The 21,485-nt window shown below is 65.7% G+C and carries 14 protein-coding genes and 1 pseudogene; 11 read left to right on the forward strand and 4 right to left on the reverse strand.

Annotated features, from left to right (window positions below; translation table 11 throughout):
* Positions 1 to 90 precede the first annotated feature (90 nt).
* The 4 genes and pseudogenes from JW958_00150 (at position 91) to JW958_00165 (ending at position 6,504) form a co-directional block, all read left to right on the forward strand.
* Positions 91 to 486, forward strand: a pseudogene (locus JW958_00150) (site-specific DNA-methyltransferase).
* Positions 487 to 1,834: 1,348 nt separating this feature from the next.
* On the forward strand, positions 1,835 to 2,422 hold the full coding sequence (locus JW958_00155; protein ID MBN1824640.1) for a nucleotidyltransferase domain-containing protein: 588 nt from the start codon (positions 1,835 to 1,837) through the stop codon (positions 2,420 to 2,422).
* The gene (locus tag JW958_00160; protein ID MBN1824641.1) at positions 2,397 to 2,840 is read left to right on the forward strand and encodes a hypothetical protein; all 444 of its coding nucleotides are present in this window, start codon (positions 2,397 to 2,399) and stop codon (positions 2,838 to 2,840) included. The genes JW958_00155 and JW958_00160 overlap by 26 nt, the downstream gene beginning before the upstream one ends.
* A 19-nt stretch (positions 2,841 to 2,859) precedes the next feature.
* Positions 2,860 to 6,504 carry a DEAD/DEAH box helicase family protein gene (locus JW958_00165; GenBank protein MBN1824642.1) on the forward strand — a complete coding sequence of 1,215 codons (3,645 nt, stop codon included), beginning with the start codon at positions 2,860 to 2,862 and terminating at the stop codon, positions 6,502 to 6,504.
* A 27-nt stretch (positions 6,505 to 6,531) separates the two neighbouring features.
* Here JW958_00165 and JW958_00170 read toward each other — a convergent pair whose 3' ends face one another.
* The 3 genes from JW958_00170 to JW958_00180 all read right to left on the reverse strand — a co-directional run bounded on the left by JW958_00170 (position 6,532) and on the right by JW958_00180 (position 9,215).
* Positions 6,532 to 7,209: a hypothetical protein gene (locus JW958_00170; GenBank protein MBN1824643.1), complete on the reverse strand. Its 678-nt coding sequence runs from the start codon at positions 7,207 to 7,209 to the stop codon at positions 6,532 to 6,534.
* A gap of 18 nt (positions 7,210 to 7,227) precedes the next feature.
* Entirely contained in the window at positions 7,228 to 7,650 is a 423-nt protein-coding gene (locus JW958_00175) for a hypothetical protein (GenBank protein MBN1824644.1), read from the reverse strand.
* A gap of 392 nt (positions 7,651 to 8,042) precedes the next feature.
* Positions 8,043 to 9,215 (reverse strand): hypothetical protein, encoded by a 1,173-nt coding sequence (locus JW958_00180; protein MBN1824645.1) that lies wholly within the window; start codon positions 9,213 to 9,215, stop codon positions 8,043 to 8,045.
* A 515-nt stretch (positions 9,216 to 9,730) separates the two neighbouring features.
* Between JW958_00180 and JW958_00185 the strand changes: the two genes are divergently transcribed.
* The 7 genes from JW958_00185 (at position 9,731) to JW958_00215 (ending at position 18,722) form a co-directional block, all read left to right on the forward strand.
* The gene (locus JW958_00185) at positions 9,731 to 11,647 is read left to right on the forward strand and encodes a TonB-dependent receptor (GenBank protein MBN1824646.1); all 1,917 of its coding nucleotides are present in this window, start codon (positions 9,731 to 9,733) and stop codon (positions 11,645 to 11,647) included.
* A gap of 341 nt (positions 11,648 to 11,988) precedes the next feature.
* On the forward strand, positions 11,989 to 13,365 hold the full coding sequence (locus JW958_00190; GenBank protein MBN1824647.1) for a BamA/TamA family outer membrane protein: 1,377 nt from the start codon (positions 11,989 to 11,991) through the stop codon (positions 13,363 to 13,365).
* On the forward strand, positions 13,365 to 14,054 hold the full coding sequence (locus tag JW958_00195) for a DUF4390 domain-containing protein (protein MBN1824648.1): 690 nt from the start codon (positions 13,365 to 13,367) through the stop codon (positions 14,052 to 14,054). The genes JW958_00190 and JW958_00195 overlap by 1 nt, the downstream gene beginning before the upstream one ends.
* Positions 14,041 to 15,564 carry a HAMP domain-containing protein gene (locus JW958_00200; GenBank protein MBN1824649.1) on the forward strand — a complete coding sequence of 508 codons (1,524 nt, stop codon included), beginning with the start codon at positions 14,041 to 14,043 and terminating at the stop codon, positions 15,562 to 15,564. The genes JW958_00195 and JW958_00200 overlap by 14 nt, the downstream gene beginning before the upstream one ends.
* A complete protein-coding gene (locus JW958_00205; protein MBN1824650.1) occupies positions 15,554 to 16,975 on the forward strand; it encodes a sigma-54-dependent Fis family transcriptional regulator in 1,422 nt (473 codons plus the stop codon). Before JW958_00200 ends, JW958_00205 begins: the two co-directional genes overlap by 11 nt.
* A gap of 4 nt (positions 16,976 to 16,979) precedes the next feature.
* Positions 16,980 to 17,639, forward strand: a complete 660-nt coding sequence (locus tag JW958_00210) for an outer membrane beta-barrel protein (protein ID MBN1824651.1) — start codon at positions 16,980 to 16,982, stop codon at positions 17,637 to 17,639.
* Positions 17,640 to 17,915: 276 nt separating this feature from the next.
* Positions 17,916 to 18,722: a hypothetical protein gene (locus tag JW958_00215; GenBank protein MBN1824652.1), complete on the forward strand. Its 807-nt coding sequence runs from the start codon at positions 17,916 to 17,918 to the stop codon at positions 18,720 to 18,722.
* 109 nt (positions 18,723 to 18,831) lie between these two features.
* Here the strand turns inward: JW958_00215 and JW958_00220 are convergent, their stop codons facing one another.
* Complete coding sequence (locus JW958_00220; protein MBN1824653.1) at positions 18,832 to 21,261, reverse strand: hypothetical protein; 2,430 nt, start codon at positions 21,259 to 21,261, stop codon at positions 18,832 to 18,834.
* Between the last annotated feature and the right edge of the window lie 224 nt (positions 21,262 to 21,485).

Consider the following 21,485-nt stretch of genomic DNA (forward strand, 5'->3'; position numbering starts at 1 on the left):
CATCAGGAAGCGGCGGCATGATCAAGACACCCGAGTCCACCTTAGCTCAGCCGCCTGACTGTCCAAGGAATAGGGGCCACTTCTGTTTGGATGGATACCGTTGTCAGTACATTTAGCGTGGTCGACAGGAAGGTCTATGCCGTACAAACCGCGTCACGAGTAATCGAACGCTGCCTACTCATGACCACCGATCCCGGCGACCTCGTCCTCGACCCTACATGCGGCGGGGGCACCACCGCCTATGTCGCCGAGCAGTGGGGGCGCCGCTGGATCACCATCGACACGAGCCGTGTCGCCGTCGCGATCGCCCGCCAGCGCATCCTGACCGCCAAGTACGATCAATACCGTTTGCGGGACGAATCGCGTGGCCCGTCGAGCGGCTTCTTCTACAAGACCGTCCCCCACATCACACTGAAGAGCATCGCCCAGAACCAGAACCTCGATCCCATCTTCGAAAAGCACGAGCCGATCCTGAAAGCCGCCCTCGACAAGTGCAACAAAGCGCTCGCCGGCGTCTCGGACGAAATCCGCGAGAAGTGCCGGGCCAAGCTCCTCCAGAAAGAGAAAAAAGAGAAGAAGCGCTCCATCACCGACGCCGACCGGCGGCGCTGGCTCCTCCCGCCGGAGAACCGCGATATCAAGGCGAAGATGACCGTCCCCGTCGATTTCCCCGGCTGGTACGACTGGGAGGTCCCCTTCGACGTCGATCCGGATTGGCCGAAGGATCTACAAGACGCGGTGACCGATTACCGGAAGGCGTGGCGCGAGAAGATGGACGAGGTGAACGCGTGCATCGCCGCGAACGCCGACCAGGAGGAACTGGTCGACAAGCCGGAGGTCGAGAAGGGGGTGGTCCGCGTCTCCGGTCCCTTCACCGTCGAAGGGGTCCGCCCCGGGGAACTCTCCCTCGGCGAAAGCGGCCTCTTCGGCGGCGCGCCGGAATCGTACGGTGACGACGGAGAGGGGGAGGACGTGCGGGACGACGCGCGGAATCTCCACGCCTACCTCACGCGGATGACCGCCCTTCTCCGGAAGGACGGCGTCACCTTCCCCGGCAACCGCTTCTCCCGCTTCGCGCGCCTCGACGCGCTCTACGAGGAGAAGAGCGGGACGACGGTCCACGCCGAGGGGATCTGGGAGGGGACGGACGAGGAGCGCCCCAACAACGTGGCGGTCGGATTCGGTCCTCCGCACGGGCCGGTGACCGCCGAGCAGGTGGAGGATCTGATCCGCGCGAGCCGGCGCTACGACGAGCTGGTGGTCGCCGGGTTCAGCTTCGACTCCGAAGCGTCGGCGGTGATCCAGGAGTCGGCCAATCCCCGGCTCAAGATCCACATGGCCCACATCCGGCCGGACGTCGGCCCCGGCATGGAAGGGCTCCTCAAGGAGACGCCGGACAGCCAGCTCTTCACCGTCTTCGGACGGCCGGAGATCCGCGTGAAGAAGAAGAAAGAGGAGCATGTGGTCGAGCTGGTCGGCGTGGACATCTACGATCCCCTTAAGGGGGAGATCCGCTCCTCCAAGGCGGAGAAGGTGGCCGCCTGGTTCCTGGACGCCGACTACGACGGGCGCTGCTTCTGCGTCACCCAGGCCTTCTTCCCGGACAGGGACGCCTGGGGGAAGATCGCCAAGGCGCTCGGCTCCCAGGCCGATCCGGAGGCGTTCGAGGCGTTTCAGGGGACCGTCTCCCTCCCCTTCAAACCGGGAAAACACAAGAGGATTGCCGTCAAGGTGATCGATCCCCGGGGGAACGAGGTGATGACCTTCGCCCATTTGGACGGGGAATGATTTTTGAGTGGAAATACCACGCAATTGCGTGGTAAAAGCACGCATTATGAGTCTACTCGGCGAACTGGTGGGGTCGAAGATACGGGCGGAGGTGTTCCGGCTCCTCTTCGCGGGGCCGGAGACGGAGATCCACGTCCGCGAGATCGAGAGAAGGACCGGCTTCAACGACCGGGCGATCCGGGAGGAACTCCGGAAGCTGGCGCGCCTGGACCTTCTGATCGCGAGGCGGGACGGAAACCGCCTCTATTACTCCGCCAACCGGAGCCACCCGCTCTTCCCGGAGATCCGGAGCCTGGCGCTGAAGACGGCGGGGCTCGCGGACCATCTCCGGGAGGCGCTTTCGGGGGAGGAGATCCGCGTCGCCTTCGTGTTCGGGTCGGTGGCGAAGGGAGAGGAGAAGGGCGGGAGCGACGTGGACCTTCTCGTCGTCGGAAAGGCGGGGCTTCGGAAGATCGCGGGGGCGCTCCGGGGTGCGACCGAGGCGATTGGGCGGGAGGTGAATCCGGTGGTGATGACGCCGGAGGAGTTCCGGCGGCGGCGGAAGGAAAAGGACCACTTCCTCGCCGGCGTTCTTCGGGGACCGAAGGTCTTCGTCCTGGGGAACGAGGATGACCTTAGAGGATTGGCGCCGTAACGGGTGGCTGCAAACGCATCGGACGAGCCGTGAGGAGGTCCGCGGTCTCCTCGGCATCGTGCGGCGCGATTTGGAAGACGCCGGAGGGGCGATCTCGCCGGACTGGCGTTTCGGGATCGCCTACAACGCCGCCCTCAAGCTGTGCACGCTCCTCCTCGCCGCGTCGGGTTACCGCCCGGCTCACACGGCTCATCATTATCGCGCCCTCGCCTCGCTCCCTCTCATTCTTGGGCCGGAACGGCGGGAGGACGCGGACTACCTGGAGACGTGCCGGCGCAAGCGGAACGAGGCAGATTACATCGTAGCCGGCGGGGTGACCGAGGTGGACGCGGAGGAACTCCGGGATTTCGCGCGGGGGCTGATGAAGGACGCGCGGGCGTGGCTCACGGAGAACCATCCGGAGCTTCTCGGGGAATAGGAGCGCGGGGAGAGCGTCGATGAGCAAGGGGAGAGCGAGCCGCCGCGAGGAGACGCCGCCGCCCGATTGGAAGCCGACGCAGGCGGTGGACAATCCGGTCATCAACGATCCCTACGGCGAACCGACCAAGCACTGGCTCTATAAGGAGGGCGTCCCGAGCCTGATGGACGGGCGGCGGGAGGCGAGCTACTGGTTCAAGACGAAGAGGACCGGCGCGAAGGAGCAGGATCTCTTCGCCGAGGAGGAGAGGGACAGCCTCCCGTTGGTGAACGCGCTCCGCGGGGACGTGAAGCGGTGGCGTGAATCGGGTTACCGCGGCGCCTCGCGGGTGACCAAGGAACTCCTCGAATGGTGGATGGGGGAGGATCGCCCGAGGCGCCTCTTCTTCTGCCAGAGAGAGTCGGCGGAGACACTCATCTACCTGCTCGAGCTGGCTCTTCCCGGGCGGCTGCACGCCACCGGTTTCAAGAACTTCGAGGTGGGCGCCGGGGTCGTGGATCAGCTCCGTCGCGGCGAACCACCGGATCTCCCCTCGCTGGTCGGCGATCACCCGCCGCGTCTCATCGATCCCCCCTCCGACGCGGATCTGCTCCCGCTCCTGCGGCTCGGCTGCAAGATGGCGACCGGGAGCGGCAAGACGATCATCATGGGGATGCTGATCGCCTGGGCGTTCTGCAACCGGGGGAGGAATCCGGCGTCGGCGCACTACCCGAGCGGGGTGCTGGTCTGCGCGCCGAACCTCACGGTGAGGAAGAGGCTGCAGGTACTCCGCCCGGAGGATCCGGACAACTACTACGACGCCTTCGATCTGGTGCCGCCCAAGTACCGCGAATACCTGAACGCGGGGAAGGTGCTCATCACCAACTGGCACGTCTTCGCGCCGAAGAGCGAGCACGTGGAAGGGGGGAAGAGCTACGCGGTGGTGAACAAGGGGGAGGAGACCCCCGAGGCGTTCACCAAGGACCGGCTCGGCGATCTCGTGAGCCGTCTGCCGATCCTGGTGCTGAACGATGAAGGGCACCACTGCTGGCGGGGGCGGCCGCTCAGCAAGAAGGAGGAGAAGGAGGCGGTCGAGGGGCTGGACCGGGAGAAGAAGAAGGAGTTGTCGGAGGAGGCGGACACGGCGCGCGTCTGGCTCGCCGGACTCGACCGGATCAACAACAGCGGGCTGGCCGGCCGGAACGGCGGAGGCCCGGCCCCGGCGATTCTGGGGTGCGTCGATCTCTCGGCGACCCCATTTTACCTCTCCACGAGCGGCTATCCGGAGGGGAGCCCCTTCCCGTGGCTGGTGAGCGATTTCGGCTTGGTGGACGCGATCGAGTGCGGCATCGTCAAGGTGCCGAGGCTGCCGGTCCGTGACGACGCGGGGACGAAGGACGACGCGGGGCGGCCCGACCCCAGGTACTTCCGCCTCTGGCATAACATCACCCAAAAGGATCTGAAGGCGGGAGACTACATCCGGCGGGGACAGCCCAAGCCGGAGGCGATCTACAAGTACGCCGAGGGGGCGCTGGCGACGCTCGCCGCGCAGTGGAAGAAACACTTCGAAAAGGCCCGGGAGGACGCGGACGGGCAACCCTTCGTTCCCCCCGCGATGATCGTGGTCTGCGACAACACCGATCTGGCGGAGGTTTTCTTCCGGAAGATCAGCGGGGAGCAGGAGGAGGAAACGGCGAACGAGCAGGGGAAGACGATCCAGGTCAAGAAATACCAGGCGAGCGCCATCCTGCCCGAGCTGGGGAACACCGAAAAGGAACAGCACACCATACGGATCGACTCGGATCTGCTCAAGAAGATCGAGACGGAGGAGGGGGAGAGCAAGGACGAGGCAGCCCTCCGTCTCAGGGAGATCATCGACACGGTCGGGAAGCGAGGGGGGGCAGGGGAGCAGGTACGGTGCATCGTGTCGGTTTCGATGCTCACCGAGGGGTGGGACGCAAACAACGTGACCCACGTGCTCGGCGTGCGGGCCTTCGGGAGCCAGCTCCTCTGCGAACAGGTCGTCGGGCGCGGGCTCCGGAGGATGAGTTATACGCCCGACCCGGAGACCGGGCTGCTGCCGCCGGAGTATGTCGACGTCTACGGCATTCCCTTCTCGCTGATTCCGTTCAAGTCGGTGACGCCGAGCAATCCACCCGTCCCGAGGACCTATCACGACATCTACGCGCTGCCCGATCGGGCGGCGTTCGAGATCCGTATGCCGAACGTGGAGAGCTACGTGTACGCCCTGCGGGACTCGGGGATCCGGTGCGACGTGGACGCGATGGAGCCCTTGATCGTGGATCAGGAGCCGGGCGAGGTGTGGCTCGCGCCGACGCGGGGGATCCGGGACGACGAAGGTGAGAGGGCGGACGCGGGGGATTTCGTCCGGCAGACGAGGGACGAGTACTACGATTCCGTGCGTCCCCAGCAGCTGATCTTCCGTCTCGCCCAACTCATCCTGGACGATCTCCTCAGGGGCGCCGAGGCGGACGAGTCGGAGCGGGGAAAGATCAAGCTGCTCGCGCGGCACCAGCTCTTCCCGGAAATCGTCGCGATCGTGGAGGAGTACATCCGCAAGAAGGTGACCTTCCGCCCCGGCACGGACGAGAGGGAACTGGGCCTCGAACGGTACAGCCGGATGCTACGAGAGAGAGTGCGGGACAACATCCTGCCGGCCGTCGCGAGCGAGGACCGGAAGCTCCTCCCGGTGTTGAACTCCTTCGAGCAGTACACGACGACGGCGAATGTCAACTCGAAGACGACGCGGCCGGTCCGGCGGCTCGTGAAAAGCCACCTGAACGCGGCGGTGATCTTCAGCGATTTAGAGCGCCGGGCGATCGAGGTCATGGAGGAACTCGACTGCGTCGAGTGTTTCACTCCCAACGACCGACAGATCGGATTGATCGTTCCGTACGAGTACGGCGAAAACGCGCACAACTACGAGCCGGACTTCCTCGTGCGATTGAAGAACGGCGTGATGGTGATGCTGGAGATCAAGGGGGGAGGAGGGCTCATCCACGCGGAAGACCAAGTCAAGGCGAAGAACGCCGCCGCGCGGAAATGGACCGCCGCGGTTAATAACCTGGGGAAATACGGGCAATGGGATTTCGAGGTCTGCGAGGATCCGAACAAACTGTGGGCTATCCTGCGGAAGCATTGTCCGGAGGCGGGGGAGAACCGGCCCTTCCGATTCGTCGAGCCGAATCGCGAAACCGCTTGGAGGGATTGCGTTCCGCTCACGACCTTGCAGGCGGCGGCCGGCCGTTTCGGGGAGGAGCAGCTTTCCTTCGATCGCTTCGACGAGTGGGCGGGAGAGTGGATTGTCTGGGACGGGGCGCCCAGATTCTCGGAGGGCATGTTCGTTGCGCGGGTGTACGGGAAGTCGATGGAACCGATGATCCCGGACGGCGCGTATTGTCTATTCAAGTCGCCGTCCGCCGGGACGAGGGTGGGGAAGGTCGTTCTCGTCTGGCATTCCGGCGTGTCCGATCCCCATACCGGCGGCCAGTACACCGTGAAGATCTATGAAAGCGAAAAGCGGGGCGCCGAAGAGGGGGAATGGGAGCACACACGGGTGATTCTGAGGCCGAAGAACCCGGACTTCGAGCCGATCATCCTCGAGCCGGAGGAAGAGAACGAGGTGCGGGTCGTGGCCGAGTTCGTGACCGTTGTGGGGAGTTAGAGGCCGCCGGTTTCCGGTGGCGCGTGTTCAGAGCTTGTCGATGATCTCCTTGTAATTCTCGTAGATCGAGTAATCGAGCATCGATCCCAGGACCCCCAACTCATCCGCCACGTCGAGATAGAACCGTTCCTCTTCTTCATAGGTCGAGAAGGACAATCCCAGGGTGCGGGTGACGTTCTTGAATCGCGAGTCGAGCGCGATCGAGTGGGTTGCATCGGGATCGTTGATGTCGCGGAGGATGTTCCTTGAGTACTTCTGGCCGATTCCGGAGAGTTGTTCGAGGTATCTTGTTTTCGGTTTCAGCCCCTCCATTCCAAGGATCTCTTCACCTATCCGGGCGGGGCCTCCTCTCTCGGCGATCCAATCCACGTTGCGAGCAAGATAGAGCGCCTTCTTTTCCGGATAACGCACCTTCGCCCGGCGGAGAACCGGTTCGATATGATTGCGGCGTTTCTCGAAAGGCATTGCCAGTAGTTTCTCGTATTCCACCTGCGAACGGTTCTCGGCATTGTTGATCAGGCCTTCCGCCCCGTATGAGGAGCCCCAGGTGGCGAAACTGAGCAGGAGATGGTCCCAGAGCCAGTCCGGGGACAGTTTCTCCTTCCAGTCCTTCTCCGGGCCTCCGGGGGAGGGTTGCCGGTCCCGGGGAAGGGCACGAACGGCTCGGACGAGCCTCCTTTTCGCTTCATCGATTCGTGGATCCATGGTTTCTCCTCGAGGCGGCTACTCGCGTCTCGTCGAAAGACCGGTTCCCGGGCAAACCGCTGTCAGCGGGCATTCCGCGCAGTCCGGCCGGCGCGGCCGGCAGTATTTCCGTCCGATGTCCCAACAGGGAGCGTCGAGGGATCCGGGAAAATCGGGGGCGAGTTCACGGGCGGTGTCCATGACCTCCCGGTCGGATGCTCCTCTTTTCACGAGACCGGAGCGGATGAAAACGCGGCGAACGTGGACGTCCGGTTTGACGTTGATATGGGGTTTCGCCTTTCTGCCGCCGAGAAGTCCTTTATTGCGGGCGAGAATCAGTAGGGTCATTTCCGCGATTCCGGTGCCGATACCCGGGATTTCGAGAAGGCGCTCACGGACGACATTCACGTCTCTCTGAGCGTTCCAGATCTTGCGGGGATCGCCGTTATATTCATCGATCATCACTTCAGCGGTTTCCTTGAGCCACCTCGAAAAACCCTTGTAATAACGGTGAACGGCCCGGCCCCCACGGCCATACCGAAGGAAGTTCCTGAGACGAACGGCCGGCATCGACCGCAGGTTGGTCCAAAGCGACTTCGGGTCGTTCGGATCCCTCGTCAGCACCTCCGCCACCCATTCGCCGTTATCCCAGGCTCGATCCGCGTTTACGGCTCTATCTAGTATTGCTCCAAGCAAGAAACCGTTCGCTTTTTCATGGGTCATTCTTGTCGGTTTGCGAGCCCATCGAGTCCATTCAGAATCCACTCTTCTTCTGAGCTTCTTTTCATGCTCTCTCAAAGAGACGACTACTTTTTGCTTGGTTCGGGGGCCGGCTGTCGTCATATTTTCCTCTCCTACCCAACTCCCTTCGCCTTCACGATCCGTACGATCAACCCCTCGCAGCCGATGCCGAGGACGTCGGCGCGGATGGGATCGACGTCGGCGCGGGCGAGCATTTGGTCGTGGGCGGCGGGATTGCGATAACGGCGGAGGTCGTTCACCTCGCTCGGGAGGCGTTCGAGGAGCCAGACGGCGTGGCGGGGGAGGGCCGCGCGGACCGCGTCCTTGAAGATCGTGCTGTTCTTCAGAAGATGCTGGATCGATCCGATCGTTTCGTGACGGTCGTGGGCGGCGAGGTCGATCTCGGGGCGCTTGTCCGACGTGATGATCCTCTTCGCCGCCGGCGCGTCCGCCAGTTTCCGCGCGATCGGCGGGAACAGAAGGGCGTGGAGTTCCGTTTCCACCGCCTTGGCGTATTCCACCACCACCGGCGAGAAATCGAAGCGCGGATCCTCCCGGCGGGCGCGGTAGACCGCCTCGCCCGCCGACAGGAAGCGGCGCGTCTCCGGCTCCATCCCGTGCCAGATTTCCTTCCCGAAGAGGTTTTCCCGCAATTCCTTGGCGAGCCGGCTCGACTCGCCCCGGTGTTCGGCGTCCGCTCTCGCCCAGATGCGCCCGCCCGTTACTTCCTCCCTCCCGGCGAACCAGGTGCGCGGACGCTTTTGCCGGACGATGAGCGGCACGTCCACCATACCGCCGTAGATGGAGACCGGCTTGTCGTCGTATCGGGTGTTGAGAAGCCCTCCCATCTCGCGGCACGCCTCGGTGGTGTCGTGCGCGACGATGCAGCGGATGTCGCGCAGCTTCATCCAGCAGTCGACCGGCCAGGAGGCTTCGCGATAATAGGACGGCAGATGGTCTTTCTCCGATTCCATCCCGCGCAAATTGTCGCAGACGATTCCGGCCAGCCATCCGACGTAGAGAGACTGATAATCGGTGACGTAGAGATGGGTCTCCACACCGGCGGCGATCTGCTCATTCAACGCGAGGATCTGTTCCATGTGATCGAGAGGGGAGGGGCGCCGGGGCGACCGTACTTTCGCCCACCAGACGTAGACGTCCTCTTCCTTCGCCCCGTTTTGCAGGGCGCGTTCCCCCCAGTCGAGGAGAATGGTGATGTGCTGGTCGAGCGCGTCCGCGCAGTAGTAGGGATTCCAGACGGTGAGTAGGTGGTTCGCTTCGGACATGGCTCTTTCCGGTGTCGATGTTTCGCGGATTGTAGCAGGCGGAGAAGAAAAAAAGAAGAGTCTCGCGCGGGTTCGGGCATTAGGCAAACAGGGGCGCTCACCACTGCAATAACAGGTGACCGTCCCTATTTGATTTTATCGGACCGTCTGTTCCGTTCTCGAATCGTTTGCCTCGCGGTCCGGACCGTCTCCGTAGAGGATGCAAACGGAGAGGAGGACCGCGAGCAGGACGAGACCGAGGATCTTCCGGGCGTTCATCTCGCACCTCGCAGCGCATGGGAAACCGCAGGACGATTCCGATCCTGCGACCGCGCCGTGGAGGATGTCAACTATTAAGGAAATGCCGGAATGAGACGCCGGGTGCCGCGGAACCGTTGTCGGTATCCGGTGTCTTGTTTTCACTCGATCCGAATGGGTGACTATCCCTATTTATTCCGTCGTGGTATTGTTTTCATCCGGCGCAGGCGTGAATCTCTCGGACAAACGAGAACTTCCCCGGATATAGAGGACCTGAAATGCATGGAGCGACTTTGGCGCGCACGAGCCGCGCCCGGATTCCGTTCGTCGCGGCGCTTTGTCTCGCCGCGGCCGTGATCGTCCCGAACGCCGCCGCATCGGACGGAGGTGCGGGCGCGGCGCCGAACCCCGCCGAAGGGGCCGCCGAGTGGGACACCACCTTCGTCGCCGACCCGATCGTGGTGACCGCCACGCGCGTCGAGACGGCGAGGCGCAAGGTACCCGGCTCGGTGTCGGTGATCGAGGGGGAGGAACTCCGCGCCACCGGAGCGACGTCGGTTCTGGACGCGATCGCGTCCTCGTCTCCCGGGCTCTACGTCACGCAAAGGAACGTCGCCGGCTTCGGCCTCGGGCCGGGCGCGGCGGGGCAGATCGCCATGCGCGGGATCGGCGGCGAGGCCCCCAACAGCCAGGTGCTCGTCCTCGTCGACGGGCGGCCGGACTACGTCGGCCTCTTCGGGCACCCGGTGCCGGACGCCTACGCGCTCGGCGAGGTGGAGCGCGTAGAGGTGTTGCGCGGGCCGGCGTCGGCGGTGTACGGACAGAACGCGATGGGGGGGGTGATCCACATCCTCACGCGGCGGCAGGGCGCGCCCGGGCTTCGTTTCCCCTTCCGCGCCGAGTTCGGTCCCTGGGGGACTGTGGACGCCAGCGCCACCGCGGCCGGCATGCTGCACAACGGCCTCGACTGGCGGATGACGATCGGCCGCACACAAACCGACGGCCACCGCTCCGACGCGCCGGACGACTACGAAAGGACGCAGGCGTCCGGGTCGATCGGCTGGCGGCGCGGGCCGTGGGATTTCCGCATGCAGGGGGCGATGGTCCCCATCGAAGGGAAGGATCCGGGGCCGGAGGGGGGCGCGCCCGGCCTCGAGATCGACATCACCCGCTACAACGGCTCCCTCTCGGCGACCTATCATGAAGGGGCGACGACGGCGCGGGTGCTCCCCTATGTGAACTGGGGGAGGCACGAGTTCAGCGACGGCTGGGATTCCTACGATCGCGTGATCGGCGTGACCGCCTTCGCGAGCCGCGCCCTCGGGCGTGGATACGTGGCGACCGCCGGGTTCGATTTCTCGCGCGCCGGCGGCGAGGCGGAGACGCGGACCGAGACGGGCGTCACCGACTGGGGCGCCTATCACATCGTCGAAACGGCGCCGTCGCTCACGTTGCAGGCGCCGGTGACGAGCCGGATCACGCTGGCCGGCACGGCGCGGGCGCACCACCACACCACCTACGGCTGGATCTTCGTGCCCGAGGGGGGCGTGGCGGTGGAAGCGCTGCCGGTGCTGACGCTGCGCGCGTCCGCCTCGCGCGGCTTCCGCTCGCCGACGATCCGCGACCTCTATCTCCTCCCGCCGTCGGACGAGGATCTGGAGCCGGAGCGCACGGTGAACGTCGAGTTCGGCGCGGCGTGGGAGATGACGCGCCGCGTCGCGACCGAGGTCTCTCTCTGGCGGATGACCGGCGACAACATGATCCTCTTCACCGCGCCGCCGCCCGCCTACGTGAACAGCGGAGAGTTCACCCATCAAGGGATCGAGTGGGAGTTGCGCTGGGCGCACCCGCTCTTTCGCGGCCGCCTCTTCGCCGCCTTCCAGGACCTGGAGGACGAGACGATCGGCAAGCCGGAGCAGATGCTCGGGCTCACCGTTTCGTCGCGCCGCCACGGTTTCCGGGTGAGCGGCGAGGCGAGGCGCGTCGACCGTCTCTACGGGGCGAACGGCCGGAAGGACGAACTCCCCGGCTACACCTTACTGAATCTCACCCTCGCCCGTTCGATCGGCGCCGGCGTGGAGTTGCAGGTCGCCGGCCGGAACCTGCTGGACGAGGATTACGAGACGATCACCGGGTATCCGATGCCGGGCGCCCACGCCATCTTCGCGATCGCGGCGGAGCTCGGAGGGGAGTAGGGGGGATCGGCGCGCGCCCGGAACCGCATACCTTTTCCTCCGCTTCGCCCGAGAAAAATGAATCCGGTTCCGAGGGCCCTTTCATCGCATCCCCTCTGTGGAAGGGGCGCGACAGGAGAGAATCGATACCTGTTGTGAATTTTCACACCACCTGCTAGTCTGACCGCGTCGGGCGGGGACCGTCCCGGATATATTTTTTCAACGCGTTGATCTAAAATGGGTTACAAAAAGCAAGCCCGCTCGTTCCCGTGGAGACGCGCGGGCACGGCCCTTGCGATGGACTCTCTCCGGGCTAGGAACCGGAGGTGGAGAGGGTGTTCTCTTTGATACGAAACAGGCAAATGGCGGGAAGACGGACGCGCGGGCTGCTTCTTCTTTACCTCGTCTGCGGCTCCGTTCTCGCCGCGGCGACGGGCGCATTCGCCGCCGCCGAGGAGTCGGGCGACGGGCTGATCGTCGAGGCGATCGAAGTCACCGGGAACGACCGCACCAAGGAGTCGACGATCTGGGCCGCTCTCGGATTGGAACCGGGTGAGAGTGTGCCGCCCGATTCGCTCCCCCGAGCCATCGAGAACCTCCGCGAGAGCGAGATCTTCGCCGATGTGGATGTCTCCTCGCGGCGCGGCTCGGAGAGGGGACGTATCGTCCTCATCGTCGACGCGAAAGAGAAGCCGGTGGAGTGGCGCTTCGGCGCAGGCTATCAGGACCTCTCCGGTTGGTACTTGATCCCCGTAGAGTTTCGCGCCGACAACCGTCTCGGCAACGGCGAAAGAGTGCGCGCGCAGGTCGTCATCGGCAATCGCATGAGCGGAGCGACCTTTCGATATGAAGAACCTCGCTTCGGCGATCGCAAATCCTACTATGGCCTGTACGGGTCCGCCATCGGCTACGGGCGGATCTACTTTTTAAACGGCGTCGAGTACCAGCACTCCGTCGCCCGCGGCGGTTTCGAGCTGTACGGCGGCCGCGAGATCCGCTCGAGGCTCACCCTCGAGGCGGGCGCCGGCTTCGAGGCGGCGGAGGTGGAGTCCGTCGCCGAGGCGTGGAACGATCGGGAGACGCGGGGGATCGAGACGGGGGATGAACTCGCCTATGAGGACCTTCCCCCGGAGATCCGCGCCGACGTGGGGGAGCGGGTAAGGGGAACGGCCCGCCTCGATCTGATCTGGGACAACCGGAGCGAGCGGCTCGTCGCCGCGACCCCGGCCGCCGGCGTTTGGGGACGGCTCCGCGTCGGCGGCGTCTTCGATCACGACAAGGGATTCCCCTATTCCACCGCCGATGTCCGCGCCTATCGCTCCGCGGGGGGGCTCTCCTTCGGCGCGCGGCTCCGCGCGGGCGTCACCACGCCGCGCGCCCCCTGGTTCGACCGCTTCTACGTGGGCGGCCTCTTCACGGTCCGCGGTTTCCCCACGCAGTCCCTCAGCGTCACCGAAGGGGAAACCCGCTTCTGGAGCGCCTCTCTCGAGATGCGCGGGGCGCTGGTCGGCGACCGGGCGAACCCGCGTCTCGCCGGACTGCTCTTCATCGACGCCGGGGACGGTTGGATCGTCGACGGAGAACCGACCTGGGGGGACGTGGCGATCGGTGCCGGGTACGGCCTTCGCTGCCGCCTCCCCTGGGTGGGATGGATCGGCTTGGACGTGGGCGTCCCTCTCACCGATACGCCGGCGAAAGAAAGTTATCACATCAATGGTTCTTTCGGGTGGACCTTCTGATGAAGCGGCGGCCCCCCTTTTCCCATATCTGTCCCGTCGTTCTCGCCGGTCTTCTCGTCGCGGCGCTTTCGGCCCTCGCCGCCGCCGCGTCCGAAGAAGGGCCGCGGGTGGTCGCCGTGGAGGCGGTCCTCTCCGGCGATACCCTTCTCTGCGACGTCGCCACCGCCGGTCTGCCGGACGAGCGGGCCGCGGAGTCGATGCGGGGCGGGCTCCCGTCTGCGCTGGACGTGGTCGTCGAGCTGGTCGACGAGGAGGAGCGCGTCCTGGTCCGCCGTTCCGTCCGCTTCCGGATCGCCTACGACCTCTGGGAAGAGATCTTCCGCGTACGCGACGAGGGGCGCGCCGCCGCGGAGCGCCGCCTCGAGGACATCGATTCCCTCCGGCGTTTTCTGCGCGACCTGAGCGGCCTGGAAGTAGCGCCCCTCGCGGCGATGGAGGGAAGCCGTCGCTACCGGATCCGGGCCGGCATCGTCTCCCACGCCATCGCTCCCGCCGAGAAGGAGAGGATCGGCGACTGGATCTCCGGCGGCGACGCGGGAACGGATCGCGACGCGGACCGCCGGGAAGTCTCCCTCGGCTTCGGCGGGTTGATTCGCTATTTCTTCGGCGGCGGCGACGAAGGACCGCCGGAGGGCGCCGCCTCTTCCGACTGGTTCCGTCCCGAGGAGCTTCGCGATGCGCAGGATTAGGAATCGCCTCATCACCCTCTTCGTCGTGGTCAGCCTGCTCCCGGCGATTCCCGCGAGTTTCTTGGTGTGGCATCTCCTCGCCCGGAGTCTCGGCCCCGGAACCGGCGATGTGGTTTCCGGCGCTCTCGCCGCCGGCCTGGACGAGTCGCGGGCGCGACTCCGCGCGGCGAAAGCGGATTTTCGGGGCGAGACGGAGAGGATCTGGCTGCCGCGGATCGCGCGAAACAAGCTTGATATCGAAACGATCAACGCCCTCCCCGGCGGGGAAAATCTGCTGATCCTTCCGCTCTCGGAGGGGAGGGACGCCGCCGCCGGGCCGTCTCCGGAGGACGCGGAGCTGATTGCCTGGGCGGCGGGCCGCGGCCCCGTTCCGGGAGAGAGAACCACCGCGCCGGAGAGGATCGGGGGGAGGCTCGCCCTCGTCGCCGCCCTCCCCGACGGCGAACGGGTGCTCTTCGCGCGCCCCCTCGAACCGGAAATGATCGAGCGGGCGGAGAGAATCGTGGAGGCGATGTCGCTCATCGAGGGGCTCCGCCTCTCACGGAGCGCCGTGGTTCGCAGCTACGCGGTTCCCTTCCTGCTCAGCTATCTATTCCTTCTGCTCATCGCCGTGGCGATCGGCGCCGTGTTGGCTCGGCGCCTCGCCCGGCCGATCGAGGACCTCGTGGCGAGCACCGGCCGCGTCGCCGCCGGCGACCTGGAGACGCGCGTCCCCATCCGCGGCGGCGGCGAGACGCGGGTCCTGCAGGAGGCGTTCAACCGGATGGTGGAGCGCCTGGCGGAGCAGCGCGTCACCGTCGCCCGGCTGGAGAGGAAAGCGGCGTGGCGCGACCTCGCCCGCACCCTCGCCCATGAGATCAAGAATCCCCTCACGCCGATCCAGCTCGCGGTGCAGGAGATCCGGGACCGTTATCCCGGCGACGGCGACGACGAGTACCGCCGCTTCCTCGAAGAAGCGACGGAGATCGTCGACGAGGAGGTGCAGGCGCTCCGCCGGCTGGTCCGGGAGTTCCACGACTTCGCCCGCCTTCCGGAACCGAAGCCGCGCCGCGGCGATCTGATCGCTCTCCTGGAGGAGCTGTCGCGCCTCTACGGTCCGGAACGGGTCGGGCTCGATGCGCCCCGGGGGTCCGTCGCCGCCCGCTTCGATCCGGAAGAGCTGCGCCGCGCGCTCATCAATCTGATCGACAACGGCCTCGCCGCCTGTCGCGCCGCCGGCCGCCCCGAGAGGGTCCGCCTTCGCGCCGAGAGCGCGGACGGGATTCGCATCGCCGTGATCGATGGCGGATGCGGCATCCCGGACGCCGACCGGGAGCGCGTCTTCGAGCCGGACTTCACCACCAAGAGCGGCGGCATGGGGCTCGGCCTCCCCATCGTGGAGGGAATCATCACCGCCCACGGCGGGACGATCGGCATCCGGAGCGAGCCGGGCCGCGGAACGACCTTTACGATTCAACTGCCCGAGGCGCCGTATGGAGCGCCGGAACCCGAGGACGGCCATGACCGGTAAGATCCTGATCGTCGACGACGAAAAGAACATCCGCCGCACCCTGGACATGATTCTCCGACCCGAGGGATTCGAGACCGTCGAGGCGGCGAGCGGGGAGGAGGCGATTCGCCTGTTCGGAGAAGGGGGCGCCGACCTTGTCGTTTTGGATGTGAAGCTCCCCGGCATGGACGGTATCGAAACGCTTCGCGAGATTCGACGGGCCGAGCCGGAGCAGATGGTGATTATGATCTCCGGGCACGCCACCGTCGCCACCGCCGTCGAGGCGACCCGCGAGGGAGCCTTCGATTTCCTGGAGAAGCCGCTCACCAAGGAACGGGTGCTGGTGGCGGTGCGGAACGCCCTCCGCTTCGGCACCATCGGACGCGAGGTGCGGGAGTTGAAGGCGCGTGAGGCGGGTCGCCACGTCATGCTCGGCGATTCGCCGGCAATGCGCCGCGTCCGCGCCGAGATCGAGCGGTCGGCGCCGACCACCGCGCGCATCCTGATCCGCGGCGAGAGCGGCACCGGCAAGGAACTCGCGGCGCGCGCCGTCCACGAGTCGAGCCCGCGACGCGGGCGGCCCTTCGTCAAGGTGAACTGCGCCGCCATCCCGGAGGAGCTGATCGAGAGCGAGCTCTTCGGCGCGATGAAGGGCGCCTACACCGGCGCCGTCTCCTCCCGCGAGGGGAAGTTCCAGCAGGCCGACGGCGGGACCCTCTTCCTGGACGAGGTGGCCGACATGAGCCTGCGCGCCCAGGCGAAGGTGCTCCGGGTGCTGCAGGAGGGGGAGATCGAGAAAGTCGGCGGCGGAGGCGTGATCAAGGTGAACGTGCGGGTGATCGCCGCCACGAATAAAAATCTCGATACGGAGGTCGCGGAGGGTCGCTTCCGAGAGGACCTCTTTTTCCGTTTGAACGTGGTGCCGATCGAGGTGCCGCCGCTACGCGAGCGCCGCGAGGACATTCCGAAGCTCACCGCTCATTTCCTCGAGCGATATCGCATAGAGAACAACCAGCCGCCCCGCGCGATTTCGGAAGAAGCGCAGGTCGTTCTCGACCGCCTTCCCTGGCCGGGCAACGTGCGCGAACTGAACAACGTGGTGGAGCGTCTGGTGATCATGTCCCGGGGGCCGGAGATCGGTCTCGCCGATCTGAGAGCGGCGGGGATTCTCGCCGATTCGGCGCCCGGGGACGAGGCGCCGGCGGAGCGCGGGATAAGCGCCGCCCCGCCGGGGGAGATCCTCCGGCTCGGCGGGCTGGTCGAAGCGCGGCGCCGGTTCGAGGCGGTCTGTATTCGCGAGGCGCTCTCCGAGTCCAAGGGGAACGTCTCCGAGGCGGCCCGCCTCTTGAGAATCGACAGAACCAATTTGCACAAGAAGATCCAGGCCTACCGCATCGAAGCGGAGAGGGACGGATCCATTCGCGAGGAGTAACGTCATGAGACAGCGAATCACCGGACGGAGAATGGGAGGCGTCTACCTCTCGGCGCTCGCCGTCCTGCTTCTCTTCTTCGTTCCACGGGTCGCCCGGGCGGAGGCGGAGGTGGAGGGCTTCTTCCTCGGTCTCGGGCTGCACACCGATAATTTAGGCGCGGAGGACCGCAAGGAAGGTTCGCCGCCGGGGAGCGTTTACATCGACGAGGACGGCGGCGGGCTGGATCTGCAGCTCGGCTGGGCCTTCACGGAATCCTTCCTCCTCCGCCTGCGCCTCTCCGTCGCCGAGCACGACACCGACAAGGACAATATCGATTTCTACTCCGGCAGCGGCGTCTTCGAGGCGGCCTACCTTTTCCGGCTCGGCCGGCCCCTCCGTCCCTACGTCATGGGTGGGTTGGGAGGTTTCTTCATGTCCGCCGAGGAGGGCGACGCGTACTCCTATGAAACCACCGGTTCCGGCGCGGTGATCGGCGGCGGACTGGTCTATTTCTTCAACGATCATTTCGCCCTCGACACCTGCCTCCGCCTCTCCTTCATCAACTGGGCGAACAAGACCGCGGAGACCAAGCTCCCCGACGGGACCACCTTCCGCGTGGAAACGCCCATCGAGGAAGAGGGGGAGGGAGGGAACCTGATGATCGGTCTCTCCTATTACTTCTGATCCCGACCATGCTTCGCGTCTCGGGGCGTCCGGTCTTTCCGCCGGGCGCCCCGTTCCTTTTCCCGTGAAAAGAAACAGCAACCGTGAAAGCGCGCGACGGCGCTCGATCCGGGGTTCGCGCGGACCCCAACGGGCAACGCGTTGTTTTGGAATGGATTGCCGGATCGGCTTTCCTGCGGCTTCCCTGGCACGGCTCGTGCAATACATCTTCTTCGTCAGGGAAAGGCGGGCTTCCTCCGGGGGGCCGAGGACGACGCGCAGGGAAAGGAGAAGGAGATGAAGAAGCGATGGATCGGCAGGGCGGGGGCGGCGCTGATCGGGCTCGCGCTGATCGCGGGATGCGCCGAAAACGCGCCCACCGCGCCGGAGAAGAACGAATCACCACCGGTCCTTCCGGACGCGGCCTCGCTCGATTTTGAAACCGGGTTCTTCGACGGAGGCGCGAAGGCGCTGAACGGTTCGCATCAGAACTTTTTGAACGCGGCGATCCGCGTGGTCGCCCTTCACGCGTTCACCGAGATCGCCCTCGCGCCGCCCGTGGCCGCCCTCGCCCTCGCGGTGCACACTTTTCCGAGCCGGCAACCGGATGGGGCATACCTCTGGGTGTACACGCACGTGATGGCCGACGAGGATGTGCAGATCCGCCTCCGCGGAAAGGACGAGGGGGACCACGCGACGTGGGAGATGCGGGTCACCGCCCTCCATCTCGACCCGCCGGTCGACCGCGAACTCTGGTTCGAAGGAGAGACGAGTCCGGGCGGACACTCCGGCGTTTTCCGTTTCTACGACTGGAACCTGGCGGGGAAGCCGAAGATGGTGACCCTAGAGTGGGAGAACGACGCGGACTTCGAGGAGCTGCGCGTCACGGATCACATGGAGAATCCGGGGGACGAGTTGAGTTACATCCGTTACGACGCCGACTGCCGGATCGACTACCACGAAGACGCGGCGGGGGCGGACTGGTTCATCCGGTGGAACGAGGCGGACGGAACGGGAAGTCTGTTGGTGGAGGATTACAACGGCGGGGAAGAGGCTTGTTGGGACGAGAACCGGGAGGACATCTCCTGCGCGCCCGCGCCCTGATCCGGACTGTTGGCACCCAAAGGACCCTCCGCCGGCGGGGGACGGGCGACTCGTCCGTCCCTTTTTTTGTGGGGATGCGGGGCGAGGGGAAGAAACTCGGGATCCGTCCCTATTTACCTATCAGCACCACCTTGCGGGTCGCCTCGAAACCGGGCGCGGCGATGCGGAGGAGGTAGACGCCTTCCGCGGCGCGGCGCCCGGAGGAAGTGCGCCCGTCCCAGAGTATCTCCGCGCTCCCCGCGTCGATCCGGAGCGTCTCCGGCCCGTGGACGCGCCGTCCCGCCGCGTTGTAAACGGAGAAGTCCGCATCCATCGGGCGGGGCGTCTCGATCGTCCACCGTACCGCCGCGCGGCTCGGATTGGGGAAGGGGGCGGAGGCCTCCGCCGCGCTTTCCGTCCCGATCGAATGCGCGAGCGTGACGAGCGTCTTCTCCATCCCGTAAGCGCGTTCGATCACGCGGTAGCGGAGTCCCGCCGCGCCATCGTCCAGATCCCAGGCGAGGAGGGTCGCGTCGCCGTTCAACGGACGCGGAGGGTCGGGACGCTCGGTCCACGGTCCGTCGTCGGACGGCGCCGAGGCGAGGTGGTAACGGGAACGGTTCGCCCATCCGTCGAACAGCAGAACGAGCCGCCCGCCCTCGACGCGCGCCTCTAGAAACCCCGCGCCGCTTTCAGTGTCGAAGAGGATCGGGGGGACGGCGAAATATCTGAATCTATGTCCATCATCGTATCTGGACGAGAAATGGAGATGCATGTATTCCGTGCCCGGTGGCACTCGGATTCGGCAGGTCCAGAGATCGGGGTCCGCGATTCTCGAGAGAAATACCTGCAGCGGGCTCGTCGACCACGAAACACTCAAGAGCGGATCGCTCCCTCCCGAATCGAGCGGGGAGTCGCCCTTGTGGAGGAAGACGGTTACCTCCTCCCCCGGTCGAGGATGATAGGGGGACCAGGAGACGACACCTTCCGACGGATCCCGGTTCGCGCCGATCACGGCGAACCTCGGAAACCCCTCCGGTATGGTTATCGTTCCGAGGGGGCCGGCGTCGCTTTCGAAATGAAGCGATCCGCCGCCCGGGAGATCGACGATCGCGCCTCCCGGCACGCGCTCCACGATCCGCCCGTTGGTGCGGAGGCCCACCGGGTCGTAGGGGATTCCGTCCGGTCCCGCGAAGACGACCGCCGAGCCCCCCCACTCGGAGAAGGCGTTCCTCCCGTCCGCCGTCTTCAGTATCCAGGTGCGGGCGCGCAGTGATTCCCCTTCCGCGCCGGTCGCCTCCGCCTCGACGAGATACGCCCCCGGCGGCAGCGCGGGGGGATGAATGAAGGTCGGCCCTTCCTCCAGGGGTTGCACCGCGCTTCCCGCCGGACCCGTGTAGACGAGGACGCGCCCGTCGGTTCGATAGTCATAGGAATAGGTCGTCACCCTCTCGAAAAGCAGAACGTAGAGCCATCCCGGATTCACGCCGCCGGAGGCGGCGGTGGGGAAGAGGGCGAGGAAAGAGCCCAAACGAAAATCCTCGAAAGCGATGGAGCGGGCGGAGAGCCATCGGCTCGGCGGGAAAACACCGTCCACCGGCGAGTTCCAGGCGCGGTCCACGGCGGATCTGAGAATACGAGGTTCGTACGACAGACGTTCCGCATTCATCTCCTCCACGAAACGCCGCATCGGATGTGGTGCGCTTCTCCCCTCCGCCAGTTCCGCGAAGATCGGGAGTAGAAGCGTCGCGCCGGCGTGCCGGTAGGCGAGATTCCGGTCCACGCGGTCGATCAGCCGGATTCCCCCGCCGAGCACCTGCGCCCCCGCCTCGTCGTGGAGGTCCAGATTCGCCACCGGCTCGGCGATCGATTCGATGCCGAGGCGGCGAGGGCAGCCGTCCCGCTCCGCCTCGAAGGGGATCAGGTACTCCGCCGCCCGGGCGAAGGCCTCGACGAGCCAGTTCGGCGTGATCGGACTCCAGATGAGCTGGCTCTGCCACACATGGGTCAGTTCATGGATGAACATGTTGTCCCAGGAGGGGACATTGTCCGGATCCTCGTCGATCCGGCCGTCGCCGTCGTCGTCGATCCCGTTGTAGGGATCCTCGTCGACGAGCCCGTCGCCATCCCCGTCGGCGCCGATGGTGGGACTGATTCTCGGCATCCGGAGAGCGCCGTATCCGGCGTAGGCCATGTTGGTCAGGGTGCTGTCGATGCTGAATCCGAGCGCGCCATCGTAGAGCACCGGCCCGTAGACCTTTTCCATGTAAGGGACCAGCGTCTGAAAGAGCTCCACGATGTAGACCGAGTCGCGGGCGCTCACCGTCTCGGCGAGCCGGATCGGGTAGGGCTCCAGATCGACGACCCTGTAGTCGAGCGCGCCCGTCCGCTTCGCCTCCTCCTCCTCGGTGAGGAGTCCGAGGCAGGTGAAACCGGTCCCCTCTTCTGCGGAACGCGGCTCAGACGGATCGGGCGGAGCGGCGAGGGGAATGCCCGGCGCGGCGGCGAAGAGCGCGGCGAAGAGGAAGAGCGCGAACGGGAACGGGCGGAACGGGCGCATGGCGTCACCTCGCGCCGGCGCGGGGAAGAAAAGTCCGGCCTCCGAATCATACCACATACGAAGCATTCCGCCGAGCCCGGCGCTCAACCCTTTTCAGTGCAACGAATTGACGCCCCTCCCCGGATCGCGTTTCACGGAGGCGACCCCGCCCCTCGCACCCCGCCCGAAGCCGTTGGGGTTCCCGGGAGACTCATGTATACTTGTTTTCCTCGACACAAAAGCGG

Source organism: Candidatus Eisenbacteria bacterium, from assembly GCA_016930695.1.
Taxonomy (GTDB): domain Bacteria; phylum Orphanbacterota; class Orphanbacteria; order Orphanbacterales; family Orphanbacteraceae; genus JAFGGD01.

Excerpts from the sequence above, each read along its gene's own strand:
- JW958_00155 (MBN1824640.1), top strand. The coding sequence starts at position 1,835 with ATGAGTCTACTCGGCGAACTGGTGGGGTCGAAGATACGGGCGGAGGTG.
- JW958_00160 (MBN1824641.1), top strand. The coding sequence starts at position 2,397 with ATGACCTTAGAGGATTGGCGCCGTAACGGGTGGCTGCAAACGCATCGG.
- JW958_00165 (MBN1824642.1), top strand. The coding sequence starts at position 2,860 with ATGAGCAAGGGGAGAGCGAGCCGCCGCGAGGAGACGCCGCCGCCCGAT.
- JW958_00170 (MBN1824643.1), bottom strand. The coding sequence starts at position 7,209 with ATGGATCCACGAATCGATGAAGCGAAAAGGAGGCTCGTCCGAGCCGTT.
- JW958_00175 (MBN1824644.1), bottom strand. The coding sequence starts at position 7,650 with ATGATCGATGAATATAACGGCGATCCCCGCAAGATCTGGAACGCTCAG.
- JW958_00180 (MBN1824645.1), bottom strand. The coding sequence starts at position 9,215 with ATGTCCGAAGCGAACCACCTACTCACCGTCTGGAATCCCTACTACTGC.
- JW958_00185 (MBN1824646.1), top strand. The coding sequence starts at position 9,731 with ATGCATGGAGCGACTTTGGCGCGCACGAGCCGCGCCCGGATTCCGTTC.
- JW958_00190 (MBN1824647.1), top strand. The coding sequence starts at position 11,989 with ATGGCGGGAAGACGGACGCGCGGGCTGCTTCTTCTTTACCTCGTCTGC.
- JW958_00195 (MBN1824648.1), top strand. The coding sequence starts at position 13,365 with ATGAAGCGGCGGCCCCCCTTTTCCCATATCTGTCCCGTCGTTCTCGCC.
- JW958_00200 (MBN1824649.1), top strand. The coding sequence starts at position 14,041 with ATGCGCAGGATTAGGAATCGCCTCATCACCCTCTTCGTCGTGGTCAGC.
- JW958_00205 (MBN1824650.1), top strand. The coding sequence starts at position 15,554 with ATGACCGGTAAGATCCTGATCGTCGACGACGAAAAGAACATCCGCCGC.
- JW958_00210 (MBN1824651.1), top strand. The coding sequence starts at position 16,980 with ATGAGACAGCGAATCACCGGACGGAGAATGGGAGGCGTCTACCTCTCG.
- JW958_00215 (MBN1824652.1), top strand. The coding sequence starts at position 17,916 with ATGAAGAAGCGATGGATCGGCAGGGCGGGGGCGGCGCTGATCGGGCTC.
- JW958_00220 (MBN1824653.1), bottom strand. The coding sequence starts at position 21,261 with ATGCGCCCGTTCCGCCCGTTCCCGTTCGCGCTCTTCCTCTTCGCCGCG.